Here is a 16979-nt window from a genome sequence, read left to right as displayed (position 1 = left end):
AAAATTATCCTATATTTGCGAGGTTGGAGTGCGAACAAAGTTAAATCATTATTAATTTATAAATATCAAAATCATGTTTAAAAAACACCCCAAAGGACTATTGGCGGCTGCCCTTGCTAATATGGGAGAACGCTTTGGTTTTTACATTATGATGGCAATTCTTACGTTGTTCATCTCTGCAAAATTCGGTCTATCCGAGACCACAACCGGATATGTCTACTCGGCTTTTTATGCTTCTATTTATCTACTGGCATTAGTCGGAGGAGTCATTGCCGATAAAACAAAAAATTATAAAGGTACAATACTTATCGGGTTGGTTCTGATGGCCGTCGGCTATCTGATCATAGCCATACCGACCCCGACTCCCGTTCCAAGTATGGGACTTTATCTAACGATTACCTGCGTTGGACTTTTGGTTATTGCTTTCGGTAACGGTTTATTCAAAGGAAATTTACAGGCTTTAGTCGGTCAGATGTACGACAACAAAGAATATTCCGATAAAAGGGATTCCGGTTTCCAGATATTCTATATGTTTATCAATATCGGAGGATTCTTCGCTCCCTGGATCGCAATCGGCGTCAGAAACTGGTGGTTGAAAGTGAATAACTTCGATTACAATGCCGGCCTACCGGAATTATGCCACCAATACCTCGAACAAGGTAGTTCCATGCCCGCGGAATCTTTAACCCGTTTGACGGAGTATGCCAATACCGCTTACCTGAGCGGTTCCATGTCAGATCTACCCACTTTTGTAAACAGCTACCTGGATGTTTTCAATCGCGGTTTCCAATATGCCTTTATGGCTGCAATCGTGGCCATGTTGATCTCACTGGTGATCTACATCGTCAACAAACAAAAATTCCCGGATCCTGCCAAAAAAGCCGTATCGAACGTCAAAGGCGCTCCCCAAATAAGCAGGGAAGAGATTACCATGAATGCGCAAGAGATCAGACAACGCATATACGCCCTGTTCGCCGTATTCGGCGTCGTTATCTTTTTCTGGCTCTCGTTCCATCAAAACGGTTACTCCCTGACGTATTTCGCCCGCGATTACGTGGATTTGAGCGTCATCGATATCAACTTGGGATTCACCAGAATCAAAGGAGCCGAAATATTCCAATGCGTGAATCCTTTCTTCGTGGTAACCTTAACACCGCTGATCATGTGGTTATTCGGATATTTGAAGAGACAAAGAAGAGAACCTTCCACCCCGATGAAAATTGCTATCGGTATGGGAATCGCGGCACTTGCCTACATTTTCCTAATGATCTTCTCTTTCGTGTTACCGGCAAAAGAGACCTTAAGCACGATGACGGAAGCACAAATCAGTGCCATTCGCGTTACTCCCTGGATCATGGTGGGACTCTATTTCATCCTTACCGTTGCAGAGTTATTCATCTCTCCTCTCGGATTGTCTTTCGTTTCCAAAGTAGCACCTCCGCATTTACAAGGCTTAATGCAAGGTTGTTGGTTAGCGGCCACGGCTGTAGGAAACTCACTGTTATTCATCGGAGGACTCCTTTATACCTCCGTACCCATATGGGCTTGTTGGTTAGTATTTGTTTGTGCAACGGCGGCTTCCATGATTGTCATGCTCTCTATGGTGAAATGGCTTGAAAGAGTCGCAAAATAAATAAAGCATAATATTTCAAAAGCGAGGTGAAAGCCTCGCTTTTTTTATATCTTTGCGACAGCAAACTATAATATTAATTTTAAAATAACGTTGTATGTTAAAAGATCATCCAAGAGGATTATTTGTATTGGCATTTGCTAATATGGGAGAACGCTTCGGTTACTACACCATGTTGGCTATCTTTACATTGTATCTTCAAGCTCGCTATGGTTGGACATCTGCAGCCACAGGACAAGTTTTCGGTGGCTTCCTCGCTGCTGTTTATTTTCTACCCGTATTCGGAGGATTTATCGCCGATAAATATTTAGGCTACGGTAAAACGATTACACTCGGTACAGTCATCATGTTTTTCGGTTATGCTTTACTCGCATTCGGAAGCGGTCTGGCCAGTATGTTCGTATCGTTAGGCCTTATAGCTCTCGGTACCGGATTCTTTAAGGGGAACTTACAAGTTCTGGTGGGTAATCTCTATGATTCGCCCAAATACAGCAAAAACCGGGATTTAGCGTTCAGTATTTTTTACATGTGCATTAACATCGGTGCTTTCTTCGCTCCCAGTATGGCCGAGGCCATCACGAACTCCATCATGGGAAAATCCGGTCTGGAATATTCAGGGAAAATACCGGCATTAGCACATCAGTTAATCGACGGAACCATTAATCAGGCTTCTGCCGGATATACCGAATTGGTTAACTTCGCTGCCTCTCAGGGACAAACCATTAGCAGCTTAGACGGATTAAAGGCTTTTGCTCAAAACTACATCGACGTGCTATGCCAATCCTATAACTACGGTTTCGGTGTGGCTTGTATCAGTTTGATCGTATCATTAGCCATATTTTTAGGCTTCCGTAAATTTTATAAATCTGCTGATGCTACCGAAAAAGAAAAAGCGCAGGGTAAAGGAGCTAAAGACGCTGTTGTCATAGAACTGACCCCCAAACAAACTAAAGAACGTTTGATTGCTTTAGGATTGGTTTTCGCCGTGGTTATTTTCTTCTGGATGTCATTCCACCAGAACGGTTTGACCATGACACTTTTTGCTCGTGATTACACGGTTTCGCATGTAACCGGTTACTCCAGTCTTCTGTTCTCTCTTTACGGTTTAGTACCTATCATATTATTATTCTACGGACTATTCATGGTTATTACCGGAGAGAAAAAAGTGAAACCCATTGGAGGAATTATGTCCGTCGTGTTTATTTTAGTACTCTATTTCGTTTACCAAACCAAATTTGCCGGTGTCGAAACACCGATCACTCCGCAAATCTTCCAGCAATTTAACCCGATGTTCATCATCATATTGACACCCGTGTTCGTGGGCCTGTTCAGCTGGTTAAACAGCAAGAAAAAAGAGCCGTCCGCCCCTCGTAAAATCGGAATCGGTATGATCATCGCGGCATTAGGTTTCTTAGTACTCATGTTCGGTTCGTTCGGATTAACGGCTCCTGCCGATCTACAAGCCAACCCGATGTCGGAAAGCGATATGGTTTCTCCCTACTGGTTGATCAATACATACCTTGTTTTAACTTGTGCCGAGCTGTTTTTAAGCCCGATGGGTATCTCCTTCGTGTCGAAAGTCGCTCCTCCAAAGTACAAAGGTTTAATGCAGGGAGGATGGTTTGCCGCCACTGCTATCGGTAATTACTTAGTAGGTATCATCGGATATTTCTGGGAAAAAGTAAGCTTAGTCGCTCTTTGGGGCATCCTTATCGGTTGTTGTGCCCTCTCTGCGATCTTTATCTTCTCTATCATGGGACGTCTCGAAAAAGTAACCCGCGAATCAGAGGAACAATTAGCCGCTGCCGAGGCCGCTGCCAAACAAAAAGAAAATTAATCTTTTTCCACATAAAATAAAGCGAGGTTTTCCGACCTCGCTTTTTTATTCAAATCCGGAATCGTATTTCCCAAAATATTAACTATATTTGTAAGATATAGAAAGCGTCCGGCAATTATCCGAAAACAGTTTTTTCGATTGTACTTGGCTTTTATATTTCGAATAGAGAGATTCAATTATTATAACCATGTAAATCATTCGATGGTTTATATGGTTATTATTAAATAAAACAAGACAAATATGGCACGAAGCAACACGTTGTTCAAATGGTTACTAACTACCCCGTTTGTGTTTATGACAAGTTTTACCCATCCTCTTTTTTCACAGGATTTTTCCAAAAACAATCTGTTTTCCTACAAAGAAGTAGACGTCAAACCGTCATTAAAGACCGAGCAAAACATTTCCTTCTCCCAATGGATAGTCAATCAAATTACCCACAGAGAACTATCTTTCCAAGGTAAACCTTCAGAAGGAGCATCCCCGTACAATCTTTTCATATTTAATGATTCTTCAGGGATATATCACAAAATAGAAGTCACATTTACGGTAAAGAGCAACGGAAAAGTAGGCGATATAGATATAGAGAAAACAAATTACCCGCTCCTTGAAGAAGAAGTAGCCAGAGTATTAACCCAATCTCCGAAGTGGAACGCCGGATACCATGACAAACGCAAAGTGGACACCCGTATCAGAACTTCCCTTATCTTCGATTTAAAAGGGAGTCCCGTAAAATTAGATAAAAACCCACTATACTTCAAGAGTATTTCTCGAAACAATCCGGGGAAAGGAGCCACTATTTCCAATTACATTTACGATGTAGCCACCACCCTGCATTCACACAAAAACGACAGTACTCACGGAAAACTCGAGTTGAGTTTTGTCATCGATAAAAACGGGCATTTTACCCTTTTGGAGGAAAAACACGGTTTATCCTCCGCTCTCCGCTTCCCTAACAACGGTTTATCATCTAAAGATACCCGATGGGAACCGGGCAGGCTTGCCAATCGTCCTGTAAGCATAAAAATTATGACAACTATCGATTTCGATAAAAAAGTTTACGAATACGACTGTTATCTGATTCACGATTAAAAAACGAGACCTTCAGAAGGTCTCGTTTTTTTAATCATGAGCTATAATAAACACGCTCCCCCGTAATCAAAAACTAAATTGCAAACCGACTCCCAATACCTCCTTAAATTGCAAACGAGGGCCCGCGGTTCCGTCTTTTTGAGCAACCTTCACGTCATCGTCATACAACATATTGGTAGAAATTGTAGCTGAAATCCATTTATTGACGGTCATATTCAATTGAACCTCCCAACGTACATCCACATTTTGCGGCTTTCTTAAATAATCGGAAAACAACTCCAAACGGGAATATATTTTCATATTCTCCCAAAATTCATAAGTTACCTCAGCCCTTAAATTAGCACCGAATTCCGATAAAAGATGCTTTCCCTCCTTAACACCGAAGGCCCCTTCATCGGACAAACGGGAATCGGCAACAACAGTTCCTCTCCATGAAACCGGAGTCAGCGTGGCCGTAAAATAAGATTTGGGAGTCCACGTCAAACCGGTACCGACCACGATATAAGCAGGAGCCATAAATTTAGAAATAAAACTTGCATCCTCGTCGGAGTAATCATATCCTTTGGCAAATTGGGTGTTAAAATTCAGCAACATACTCCAATACAAAGACTTATACAACTGATAACCATAAGTTGAAGCCAAATAGATTTTATCATTGGTTTTCCTGGCACTTTTCCCATCGTTCTTGGTTAACCCGTATCCCAACTCCAACCGATTTTGCCATAAATTCCGATCTTTTTTATAATCGGCACTATACGTGAGCTGGGCATCGAAAGCTAATGCAGACTCACCTCCGGCGGCCCAATTACTTAAACTGACCTGTGTCATCTTTAGTCCAAAAAAACCGGCATTCTTCCAGGAAGAGTCACGAACAGGTCCCTCTGCTGCATGCAAAGATCCTCCTATAAGCAATAGGAAAATCAAAAATACATATCCTTTTACCATTTTCTAATTTTTTATTATTCGTAATTACAGGTATTTATTTTTTTACAAAAGTAATCATTTCCATGTGAAACGAAAAAACAGGACAAACAGTTATGGTTGATGTGGAAATTATAGAGATGAATCCCGATAAATTTCCACATCAACCATATCAATTTCAAATTTTTGTACAAAGTTCCGATATCCGAACAAGCAGATTTACCACTTTTATCATGGAGGAAACGGGAATATACTCGTAACGTCCATGCGAATTATGTGCTCCATTGGAAAGATTCGGAGTCGGCAGTCCCATGAAAGACAAGCGTGAACCGTTTGTACCTCCCCGAATAGGGACAATCAAAGGCTTTATTTCCAACTCATTCATGGCCTGTTTGGCAATATCTACAATATAGTGAAGCGGTTCCAGTTTTTCCCGCATATTCGCGTATTGATCTTTTAACTCCAATAAAATCGGTAATTCATATTTCCGGGAGAAATCTCGCACGCCATTCTCTATCACCCCTTTTCTCCACTCAAAATTTTCCCGGTCAAAGTCACGTATCAAAATCTCTACCGTCGTCTCTTCCACTGTCCCTTTTATAGAGTAAAGATGGAAAAAGCCCTCGTAGCCCGATGTCAACTCCGGAACTTCCCGTTTGGGCAAACTGGATATGAATTCATAGGCGACTTTCATTGAATTGACCATTTTATTTTTGGCATATCCAGGATGAAAATTCCTTCCTTTAAAAACCAATCTAACCATCGCGGCATTGAAATTTTCATACTCCAACTCACCGACCTCCCCTCCGTCCAAAGTATACGCGAACTTTGCCCCGAATTTCTTCAAATCGAAATGATCGGGCCCCTCGCCGATCTCCTCATCCGGAGTAAAACAGACAGCAATGGTCCCGTGTTTTACTTCCGGGTGTTGAATCAGGTATTCCATCGCCGTTAAAATCTCGGCTATACCGGCTTTATCGTCTGCCCCCAATAATGTGTTTCCATCCGTCACGATCAGATCGCTTCCCACATAATTCATAAGCTCCGGAAAATCATCCGGGGATAAAGTATACCCTTTCTCTTTGCTTAATAAGATATCCACGCCAGTATATTTCTCAATGATCTGCGGTTTCACATGTTTACCACTCATATCCGGACTCGTATCCATATGGGCAATAAATCCAATAGAAACACTCTCCCTCTCCATATTAGAAGGAACAAATCCCATCACATAGCCATTCTCATCTACCGATACATTCTCCATACCGATCTCCCTCATCTCATCACAAAGAAGATAGGCAAATTCTAATTGCCCCGGTGTGCTGGGATTCAATCCGGTTTCCCGGTCAGACTGGGTATGTATTTTTGCGTATTTAATAAAACGCTCGACAACTGGCAACATATATTCAATTTATGATTCAAAGGTTTTCGATTAAGAGATTCGGTTTTCGCGATAAAAATCGCACGATCACTCATTACCTAATCACAGAATCTTCTCTATTTAAATTAATAAGCTCTTGCAATTAATACTCTACGATGAGAAGGCTTTCCCGTCACCATACATTTTCCCTCTTCTTCTTCAGCATCGAAGGGAATACAACGTATCGTCGCTTTCGTTTCTTCCTTAATGCGGGCCTCCGTTTCTGGAGTTCCATCCCAATGACAAAGGAAAAATCCTCCCTTCTCATCCAAAAGCGTTTTGAACTCCTCGTACGAATCTACCTTCGTGATCATTTTACTCCGGAAATCCAAGGCTTTCTTATACACGTTTTCTTGAATATCATCCAATAACCTGATAATATATTGTTCTATTCCCTCCAAAGGTAGAGTCTCTTTCGTCAGTGTATCGCGACGGGCTACTTCAATGGTACCGTTTTCCAAGTCCCTCTCTCCCATTGCTAAACGCACCGGAACTCCTTTCAGCTCGTAATCGGCAAATTTCCATCCCGGTTTTTGCGTATCACGATCGTCAAATTTCACACTGATACCCAATTGTTGAAGCTTGCCTATTATTCCGTTAACTTTCTCCCTGATCTTTTCAAGGCCCTCCTTTCCCTTGTATATCGGCACAATAACCACCTGCAAAGGAGCTAATCTCGGAGGCAACACCAATCCGTTATCATCCGAATGACACATAATCAAAGCACCCATCAAGCGAGTGGAAACTCCCCACGAAGTAGCCCAAACATACTCCTGCTTACCCTCTTTCGAAGCAAATGTCACATCAAAAGCTTTCGCAAAATTTTGCCCCAGAAAATGAGATGTCCCTGCTTGCAAAGCCTTACCGTCTTGCATCAAGGCTTCGATAGTCAAGGTATCCAAAGCTCCCGCGAAACGTTCCGTTTCGCTCTTATGTCCCATAATTACGGGTACAGCCATCCATTTTTCCGCAAATTCGGCATATACCCGAACCATCTTATCCGCTTCCTCCATGGCTTCCTCTTTCGTCGCGTGGGCCGTATGACCTTCCTGCCACAAAAACTCAGCCGTACGCAAAAACATACGGGTCCTCATCTCCCAACGCATCACGTTAGCCCATTGATTACATAAAATCGGAAGATCCCTGTAGGATTGAATCCAATTCTTATAAGTATTCCATATAATGGTCTCCGAAGTGGGCCGAATAATAAATTCTTCCTCCAATTTCGCATCCGGATCAACGACAATGCCGTTCCCGTCCGGATCGTTCTTTAAACGATAATGAGTTACAACTGCACACTCTTTCGCAAACCCCTCCACATGATCAGCCTCTTTTGAAAAAAAAGACTTGGGAATCAATAATGGGAAATAAGCATTATAATGTCCCGTATCTTTAAACATCTTATCCAATTGTTGCTGCATCTTCTCCCATATGGCATAACCGTAAGGTTTGATCACCATACATCCTCGAACTGCCGAATTTTCCGCCAAACCGGCTTTTACAACCAATTCATTATACCATTGCGAATAATTCTCTTCTCTTGTTGTTAAAAACTTAGCCATCTCATTATTTTTTGATAAAACCGCAGCAAATTTAAACAAAAAAGTAGGAAATCAGATTGGTAATGGTTATTTTTATACCTAATACCGATTTATGCTTTACGAACCATGAAAAGTGTGGTATATTTTTTGATAAGATAAAAGAAACAGGTCAATCTAATAACTATGAAAACAATACTATCTATACTGACATTGGCCGCTTTAGTCAGCGCCTGTTCGACGACACGAGACTTCGCTCGTGTTTCCGAAGACGACATCTATTACGTACCCGGCAAACAATCGCTTTTGGTACAGGAGATAGAAAGAAAAACAGGGAGTACGCTCTCTTTATATCCCGCGGAAGAAAAACATAAATCCAAAGAGATAGATCCGGCCGTACTGGCAAAAGAACAAGCGGAAGCCAATAGCGGAAAAGTAAATCCGAGAGCGAAGGCTATCGGGATGGCTCGCTACGCTACACAAAAACAGGTAGAAGAAGCTCAGGCCCAAAGTACCACCCCTATTCTCATCGACGAAGAGTCCCAGGGATACTGGATAGGAGGCTTCAAAGGAAATCAACGCGATTTGGATGAATGTGTTCGGATCATGAACCGATACCCGGAAGGATTCGCTATTTTCGGCAATGCCCACGAGATCGCCATGAGGCTGTCATTCGATTCGGATTGGAATGTTTATACGGTCAATAATCGCTATTGGTGGTTTCCTTCCAATACCAACATCGAGCTATACTCTAAATTACATTTCGGAACCTACCCGGATTTCATGTGGACCGTCATGTGGAACGATCCGCGCTTCGACCGTTTTGCCATGGACCGATGGAATTCCCGTTGGAATTTCGGTTTCGGTTACTCATCCTGGGGGAACAACTGGGGATGGAACAGCTGGTATAATCCTTGGGGATGGAATCACTCCTCTTACTGGGGATACGGATATTATCCGGGATGGAGGCATGATCCATGGTATTGGCATAATCACTGGAATTACGGTTACTGGCATCCGTATTATCCGGGAGGACGCCCTCATTGGGGGCACACCACCAAACCGAATCTCAAACCGAATTACGCGACGAGAACACATTACACGAACAATCGAAATGCCCGAAGCTATAATACCTACTCCCGCAGTAATCGTTACTCTTCGTACGGCAGAAACAACAACCAGAGTTGGGGATCACGCAATCAAGGCTCTTCCTCGTCTAATTCAGGGCACGATAGCGGTTATTCAAGAAGTAACAGCAACTCCTACGGAAAGAGTTCCACGACAAGAAGCGGAGGCTACACGGGCACGAGAGAACATAAAGAAACCGGACGTAGAAAATAATTTGACAAAAAGCATTATATGAAAGCATTATATTATACCATCGTGTTATTACTCTGCACGTCGGGCCTTAGGGCTCAAACCGAGGCAGACGCTCTGCGATATTCCAGAATATTCCCTTTTGGTAGTGCCAGAGTCACCGCCATGGGAGGAGCATTCGGAGCCTTAGGAGGAGATCTCTCCGTTGCGACGATGAACCCCGGAGGAATCGGAGTTTTCCGTAATTCTGAAATCAGCTTCACCTCTGTTCTCGATTTCACTCACTCCAAATCGGGCAACAGAAATATGGAAAAAAATCCTTATCTCATCGGTAATTTAGGATTTGTTATCGCCTTTCATCCCATACATGAAAAGTGGAAAAACATAAATTTCGCCTTCAACTATACCAATCTGAATAATTTCAACCGAAACATTTACCAGGGAGGAGACATCAATGATAAAAATTCGTTATTGGACGTATGGCTGATGGAAGCAAACGGCAACGACAGAAACTCACTGAACGAATTTACCACCAGTTTAGCCTACGATGCCTATCTGATCAAATTGCAGCCGGAAAGCAAGAACCAATACGAAATTCCCATCGTAGCAGGGGACAGTATGAGGCAATCGAACTACATCCGGGAAAGGGGATTTCAAGGAGAATACGCGCTATCCGTGGGGGCTAATTACGATGACAAACTCTACCTCGGAGCAACCCTTGGTATACAAAACATCCATTACAAGCATTATTCCACCTACACGGAGATCGTCGAGGGGAAAGAGATAGATTCCAAACTCATGTGGTTCGACTTCGTACAGGATTACACGACCAGCGGAGTAGGCATAAACTTCAAAGTCGGGGCAATCTATCGGCCGATCCCCCAACTTCGGTTAGGTCTGGCCATACATACTCCCACCTATTACAGCTTGACAGACAAGGTTACGAATGGGGCTTATTCACAATTCATAGAACCACCGGCAGGAGAAAAAGAGACCCAATGGGGAAATCATGCCAACACCTCTTTCGATTATAATCTGAAAACTCCATGGCGTTTTATCGCAAGCATCGCTACCGTACTCGGCCAGCGGGCTATCCTCAGCGTGGATTACGAATTCGTGGATTACAGCTCGGCTAAATTGAGCGGCGGAGACGGAACGAATTATTACGGCACAGAAGATGTAAACGGCGATTATATACCGGGAGCTAACGATATGATCAAGGAAGTATATCGAAATACCAATAATCTCAGGGCCGGAGCGGAATTCAGAGTTTCCAGCGTATTGAGTTTGCGAGGAGGTTATTCCTACACGGCATCCCCTTATAAAAAAGGAGAATTGAATGAAAAAAATAACGTACAAACCGTTTCCGGTGGTTTGGGACTTAATTTCAACTCTTTATACGTGGATTTAGCCTACATGCGTAAATATTCAAAAGAACAAAGTCTTTTTTATGCTTACAAATCCATAGAATCCCCCGTTATACAAACAAAATACCAGGATAACCAATTCCGGTTAACCGTCGGAGTACGATTCTGAAACAGCAAATCGGTCGAAAATAAAATATCGACCGATTTTTATCAGAATAAACCCTAATTATAACGCTCTTTTTCCTCGGGACTACATCCTTTTTTATTATTTTTGCCCCTCAAACGAAAGAGTAAATGAAAGCAAAAAAATTTTATATCGAGACCTATGGGTGTCAGATGAATGTAGCGGATAGTGAAGTAGTAGCAGCCATACTGGAAAGTAAAGGTCTCCAACATACAAGTGACAGAAACGAAGCCGACGTAATATTAGTAAACACCTGTTCCGTTCGGGAAAACGCGGAACAACGAGTACGGGGTCGCGTACAAGGGTTTTCTGAAATTAAGAAAAAAAATCCGAAAGTACTGGTGGGTATCATGGGTTGTATGGCGGAACGTCTCGGTGAAGCTCTTTTTGAGCAGGAAAAAAATGTAAACATCGTTGTCGGACCGGATGCTTATATGGATCTTCCCCTTTTAATCGAGCAAGCGGAGAAAGGGGAAAAAGCCATTAATATCCATTTATCCGCGACAGAAACCTATAAAGATATCTGTCCTTCCCGGATTGACGAAACAGCCATATCAGGATTCGTATCCATCATGCGCGGATGCAACAACTTCTGTACATACTGTATCGTTCCTTATACCCGCGGCCGCGAAAGAAGCCGAAGTCCGCACAGCATTTTGAATGAAGTGCTTGATTTGCATACCAAAGGATACAAGGAAGTTACCCTATTAGGTCAAAACGTCAATTCATACCTTTGGAAAGGAGAGCGTAACGAAGTTGATTTTCCGACATTATTGGCGAAAGTCGCTACTGCGGTACCCGATATGCGTATCCGCTTCGCCACTTCTCACCCGAAAGACATGAGTGACGAAATTTTACGCGCCATCGCATCTTATGACAATATTTGCAAACACATCCATCTTCCCGTTCAATCAGGAAGCAATGCCGTCCTGAAAAATATGAACCGGAAATACACGAGAGAATGGTACCTCGATCGCATCCGGGCAATCCGTGAGATCATTCCCCAATGCGGGATATCGACGGATGTTTTCGTTGGTTTCCATGATGAAAGTGAAGAGGATTACCGCGAGACTCTTAGCCTTATGCAGGAGGTGGAATTCGATCTTGCCTACATGTTCAAATATTCAGAACGCCCCGGCACTTTGGCATCAAAACATATGCCGGACAACGTGGATGAAGCGACCAAAGGACGTCGTCTACAGGAACTTATCGATATACAGACCCATCTTTCTCTCATCAGTAACCGGAAAGATATAGGAAAAATATTCGAAGTGCTGGTCGAAGGGACTTCCAAGAAGAAGGCAGACGAATTATTCGGACGAAGCAGCCAAAACAAAGTGATCGTATTTCCCGATAACGGAGCTAAAATTGGAGATTTGGTACAGGTCAGGGTAAAAGAATGTACTTCCGCTACCCTTATGGGAGAAATTGTTGAAAACCGCTAAATACAAGCTTATGGAATACCGAAAACGATTAAATGAAGAGTTGAATCGACTCTCTCCGGAAGAATATAAAAAAGCTGAAAAACTTCCTATCGTGGTCGTTTTGGATAATGTACGCAGTTTAAACAATATAGGATCGGTATTCCGAACTTCCGATGCTTTCCGATTGGAAAAGATATATCTTTGCGGCATTACCGCCACCCCTCCCCACCGCGAGATTCATAAAACAGCCTTAGGAGCGGAAGAAAGCGTGGCATGGGAATACTTCGAGGAGACCATAGAAGCGATTCGAAAATTAAAAACGGAAGGTTTTACGATTGTTACCGTAGAGCAAACAGAAAACAGCCTCTCATTGGAAGATTATGCCATTGAAAAAACACGAAAATATGCTTTCATATTCGGGAACGAGGTAAAAGGTGTCCAACAAAATGTGGTAAACCTCTCCGACCTGTGCTTGGAAATTCCTCAATTCGGAACCAAACATTCATTCAACATCTCCGTTTCTGCCGGGATTGTATTATGGGAAGTTATTCATCCCCTATTCAAGGAGTTAAAAAAATAATATTTCACTCTTCAACTCGGGAAACCTGGAATCTTCATTTACGACAAAATACGAAAATCGATCTATTCTATTGATCGAAAATGCATTGCATCAACGATACGAATAGCCTCCACCGCTTCCCGGACATCATGGACACGTAAGATGTTCGCTCCCTTTAAAAGAGATACGGTATTTAATACAGTCGTTCCGTTCAAAGCTTCCTGGGGAGTAACGTCCAATAGGCGACATATCATAGACTTACGGGAAACACCCACCAACAAGGGATACCCCAACTCCAAAAAGATCTCCATCTTATCCATCAATTGATAGTTGTGAGCTACCGTTTTTCCGAAACCAAATCCCTGATCCACTATAATCTTGTCAAATCCCAAATCATTCAATCGCTTAATTCGCTCGGCCAGAAAATCATAAACCTCCCGAACGACATCCTCATAATGGGGATTTTTTTGCATGTCTTGAGGCGTTCCCTGAATATGCATTAAAACATAAGGTACATTCATCTCCGCTATCGTCTCAAACATACGATCATCCATCGTACCTCCGGAAATATCATTCACGATGACCGGCCCAAGGCAATGAAAGATCTCTTTAGCCACATTCGCCCGAAAAGTATCAATAGAAACAGGAAGTTCCGGATGATACTTACGAATCAGTTCTACGGCAAAACTCAATCGTGACAACTCTTCCTTCTCATCCACGAAAGCAGCTCCCGGACGAGTGGAATAAGCTCCCACATCAATAATCGACGCTCCCTCCTCCACAATCGTATTTATCCGCTCGATCATCCGTACTTCGCTAAGGTATTTTCCTCCGTCATAAAAAGAATCGGGAGTTACGTTCAAAATCCCCATTACCACAGGTTCTGCCAAATTCAACTTCCGATCGCCGATTTCAATTAATTTTTTCATACTCATGCTAATTTTCAGCTTTCCGTTTTCAACTTTCAACTATTGTCCCTATTTTTACACATCAAAATAACAATTAGTTTTTTTAATATCATAATTTAAAAAATAGAACGAAGATGTCGGATACAGCCCAACAATATGATAGAGTGATAGATACCTGTCAAGATATTTTTGTTAAAAAAATGCAAGACTATGGAACAGCCTGGAGAATTCTCAGACCGACCTCCATCACGGATCAAATATATATTAAGGCCAACCGAATTCGCAGTATCGAGCAAAAAGGAATCTCGAAAGTAAACGAGGGTATCGTTCCCGAATTCATTGGTATTATAAACTATGCTATCATGGGACTTATACAGCTGGAGTTAGGTCCGGGGAATCGTAGCTCTCAGGAAGAGATACTCCGGCTTTATCAAGCCTATTTCCAAAAGGCCAAAGCATTAATGTTAAACAAAAACCACGATTACGATGAAGCCTGGAGAGCAATGCGTATCAGTTCCTATACCGATTTGATCCTGATGAAAATAAACCGTACGAAACAAATCGAGGATCATCAAGGAAATACCATTATCTCGGAAGGAATAGATGCGAACTATTACGACATGATCAACTATGCCGTATTCGGTCTGATTCGCCTTGTTGTTGAAAAAGAGATATGAAAATTATTCGAGACTGTTGCAGAATCATCGTCGGAATTGTATTTATCTATTCCGGATTTGTAAAAGGTATCGATCCTTTAGGATCGATGTACAAATTCACGGACTATTTCAATGCTTTTGGAATCGGGTGGGCAAGCACATGCTCTCTTTTTCTCTCCTTCGTATTATCTCTCGCGGAATTTTTAGTGGGTACGGCATTACTATTCAACGCGTGCACGCGATGGGCTATAAAAGGAGCTCTTATTTTCATGGGAATATTCACCCCGCTAACTCTCGTTCTGGCCTTAACAAACCCGGTCAGCGACTGTGGTTGTTTCGGAGATGCGATCGTGTTAAGCAATTGGGCAACATTTTGGAAAAATACCATTCTCCTCCTTTTAACCCTCACGCTATTTCTAAATAGAAAACGATTTCACTCTTCGCTTCACTGGTTTAAGCAACTCTCTCTTCTTTTGCTATCAGGAGGAATGATGCTCTTTCTTTCATTGCATTGTTACCTGTATCTTCCCATATTGGATTTCCGTCCTTACGCCGTCGGAAAAAACATAACGGAAGGTATGCTGTTACCGGAAGGAGCAGAACCGGATCAATACGAAGTTATTCTGAAATACAAAAATAAGCAGACAGGCGAGATCAAACCGTTTACGGAACAAAATTATCCGTGGCAAGACACCCTTACCTGGGAATACCATAGCTCTTCCGAACGTTTGGTAAAAAAAGGATACACTCCTCCCATTCACGATCTGCCTATCGATCATCCCGATTTAGGAGAGATTACAGAAGAAATTCTGCAAGACAATAACTATACCTTTTTAGCCGTCCACTACAACATCAACCTGAGTTCCGCAAAACATCAGGAGGCAATTAACGAATTGGCCCGGTATGCCCGGGAGCAAGGCTACCGCTTTTACGGATTGACCTCCTCCTCTCAAGAAGAAGTCCGAACCTACAAGAACCGTTATAAGGTTCCCTACGACTTTTGTACGGCCGACGAGATCCAGTTAAAGACGATGATCCGTTCCAATCCGGGCCTTATTTTATTAAACAAAGGAACCATTTTAGGTAAATGGTCAAAAAATGATATTCCCCAAACCGATGAATTAAAAAATAAGGATCTGACAGCATTCTGTGTCTACAAACAACAAGAATTAAAGTCTAAATATTTGGTTTACTCCTTAATCCTTCTTTTCTTTGTAATGTATTTCCTATTTCTCGGAAAAAAAAGAAAAAAGGCAGATCATACACATTTCAAAATATTAAATTAAAGATATGAGAAAGAAAATCGTAGCAGGCAACTGGAAAATGAACAAAACCTTTGCCGAAGGTATCGAATTGGCAAGAGAGGTAAACGACTATGTACGTTTCAAAGAGGGCGCAGAAGGTGTAACTGTCATTTTAGGTACTCCTTTCATTCATCTGGCAAAGGTAGCCAATAATCTGACAGAGCCCAGTATTTCGGTTTCAGCTCAAAACTGCGCCACGGAAAAAGCCGGAGCATACACGGGTGAAATATCTGCCGACATGATTGCTTCGACAGGAGCCAAACATGTCATTTTGGGACATTCCGAAAGAAGATCTTATTACGGTGAAACCAGTCCCGTATTGGTAAAAAAAGTGGCTCAAGCCTTAGATAGCAAATTGAATATTATTTTCTGTGTCGGAGAAGTACTCGAAGAGAGAGAAAGTAACAAACATTTCGAGATCGTGAAACAGCAATTAACCGACGGGTTATTCAATCTTACCCCCGAACAATTCGCACATGTAGTTATAGCTTACGAGCCGGTATGGGCGATCGGAACCGGTAAGACGGCGTCCCCGGATCAAGCTCAGGAGATGCATGCCTTCATTCGCTCCGTTATCAAAGAGAAATACGGGGAAAGCATTGCCGACGAAACCTCTATCCTTTACGGAGGAAGCTGCAATCCTAAAAATGCAGACGAGATTTTTTCCCAACCCGATGTAGACGGAGGATTAATCGGAGGTGCTTCTCTAAAAGCTTCTGATTTTTTTGAAATTATCAAATCTCGTGCAAGACATTAATAGTAAAATATTTAAACTTTACAAATCTGTGTTTTCCAAGAAAGCACAGATTTTTTTTACAAAAAAAT

The 16979-nt window shown here is 42.2% G+C and carries 14 protein-coding genes; 10 read left to right on the top strand and 4 right to left on the bottom strand.

The genetic code is table 11. The features are described 5' to 3' along the window. Positions 1-73 precede the first annotated feature (73 nt). The 3 genes from PGR74_RS00470 (at position 74) to PGR74_RS00460 (ending at position 4556) form a co-directional block, all read left to right on the top strand. Positions 74-1633, top strand: coding sequence for a peptide MFS transporter (locus tag PGR74_RS00470; RefSeq protein ID WP_041503936.1), 1560 nt, complete (start codon positions 74-76; stop codon positions 1631-1633). Positions 1634-1727: 94 nt separating this feature from the next. Further along, positions 1728-3467: a peptide MFS transporter gene (locus tag PGR74_RS00465; RefSeq protein WP_041503937.1), complete on the top strand. Its 1740-nt coding sequence runs from the start codon at positions 1728-1730 to the stop codon at positions 3465-3467. 240 nt (positions 3468-3707) lie between these two features. Beyond that, positions 3708-4556, top strand: a complete 849-nt coding sequence (locus PGR74_RS00460) for an energy transducer TonB (protein ID WP_041503939.1) — start codon at positions 3708-3710, stop codon at positions 4554-4556. Positions 4557-4622: 66 nt separating this feature from the next. Here PGR74_RS00460 and PGR74_RS00455 read toward each other — a convergent pair whose 3' ends face one another. From PGR74_RS00455 to proS, 3 genes are all read right to left on the bottom strand, one after another. Continuing rightward, complete coding sequence (locus PGR74_RS00455) at positions 4623-5501, bottom strand: DUF3078 domain-containing protein (protein WP_041503940.1); 879 nt, start codon at positions 5499-5501, stop codon at positions 4623-4625. A 154-nt stretch (positions 5502-5655) separates the two neighbouring features. Next, entirely contained in the window at positions 5656-6879 is a 1224-nt protein-coding gene (pepT, locus tag PGR74_RS00450; RefSeq protein WP_041503941.1) for a peptidase T, read from the bottom strand. A 104-nt stretch (positions 6880-6983) separates the two neighbouring features. Continuing rightward, the gene (proS, locus tag PGR74_RS00445) at positions 6984-8459 is read right to left on the bottom strand and encodes a proline--tRNA ligase (RefSeq protein WP_041503942.1); all 1476 of its coding nucleotides are present in this window, start codon (positions 8457-8459) and stop codon (positions 6984-6986) included. A 162-nt stretch (positions 8460-8621) separates the two neighbouring features. Between proS and PGR74_RS00440 the strand changes: the two genes are divergently transcribed. The 4 genes from PGR74_RS00440 to PGR74_RS00425 all read left to right on the top strand — a co-directional run bounded on the left by PGR74_RS00440 (position 8622) and on the right by PGR74_RS00425 (position 13307). Further along, a complete protein-coding gene (locus PGR74_RS00440; RefSeq protein ID WP_041503943.1) occupies positions 8622-9776 on the top strand; it encodes a hypothetical protein in 1155 nt (384 codons plus the stop codon). 18 nt (positions 9777-9794) lie between these two features. After that, positions 9795-11288 (top strand): OmpP1/FadL family transporter, encoded by a 1494-nt coding sequence (locus PGR74_RS00435; RefSeq protein WP_041503944.1) that lies wholly within the window; start codon positions 9795-9797, stop codon positions 11286-11288. Between the two features lie 125 nt (positions 11289-11413). Then, positions 11414-12748, top strand: a complete 1335-nt coding sequence (gene miaB, locus PGR74_RS00430; RefSeq protein ID WP_041503945.1) for a tRNA (N6-isopentenyl adenosine(37)-C2)-methylthiotransferase MiaB — start codon at positions 11414-11416, stop codon at positions 12746-12748. A gap of 10 nt (positions 12749-12758) precedes the next feature. Continuing rightward, positions 12759-13307 carry an RNA methyltransferase gene (locus PGR74_RS00425; protein WP_041503946.1) on the top strand — a complete coding sequence of 183 codons (549 nt, stop codon included), beginning with the start codon at positions 12759-12761 and terminating at the stop codon, positions 13305-13307. Between the two features lie 62 nt (positions 13308-13369). On the opposite strand, the gene folP is transcribed toward PGR74_RS00425, so the two are convergent. Continuing rightward, entirely contained in the window at positions 13370-14215 is an 846-nt protein-coding gene (gene folP / locus PGR74_RS00420; RefSeq protein WP_041504097.1) for a dihydropteroate synthase, read from the bottom strand. Between the two features lie 113 nt (positions 14216-14328). On the opposite strand from folP, the gene PGR74_RS00415 reads away from it, so the two are divergent. Genes PGR74_RS00415 through tpiA form a run of 3 tightly spaced genes read left to right on the top strand, consistent with a single transcriptional unit; the run spans position 14329 to position 16911 of the window. After that, the gene (locus PGR74_RS00415) at positions 14329-14871 is read left to right on the top strand and encodes a DUF1599 domain-containing protein (protein WP_041503947.1); all 543 of its coding nucleotides are present in this window, start codon (positions 14329-14331) and stop codon (positions 14869-14871) included. After that, complete coding sequence (locus PGR74_RS00410; RefSeq protein WP_270516582.1) at positions 14868-16136, top strand: BT_3928 family protein; 1269 nt, start codon at positions 14868-14870, stop codon at positions 16134-16136. The genes PGR74_RS00415 and PGR74_RS00410 overlap by 4 nt, the downstream gene beginning before the upstream one ends. Before the next feature lie 4 nt (positions 16137-16140). Beyond that, positions 16141-16911 (top strand): triose-phosphate isomerase, encoded by a 771-nt coding sequence (gene tpiA, locus PGR74_RS00405; RefSeq protein WP_041503949.1) that lies wholly within the window; start codon positions 16141-16143, stop codon positions 16909-16911. The last annotated feature ends 68 nt before the right edge of the window (positions 16912-16979 follow it).

The organism is Sanguibacteroides sp. AM78-02pH3A, assembly GCF_027666085.1.
Classification (GTDB): domain Bacteria; phylum Bacteroidota; class Bacteroidia; order Bacteroidales; family Marinifilaceae; genus Gabonibacter; species Gabonibacter massiliensis.
Note: the sequence above shows the minus strand (reverse complement) of the source record. Positions and strands in the feature narration are given on the sequence as shown.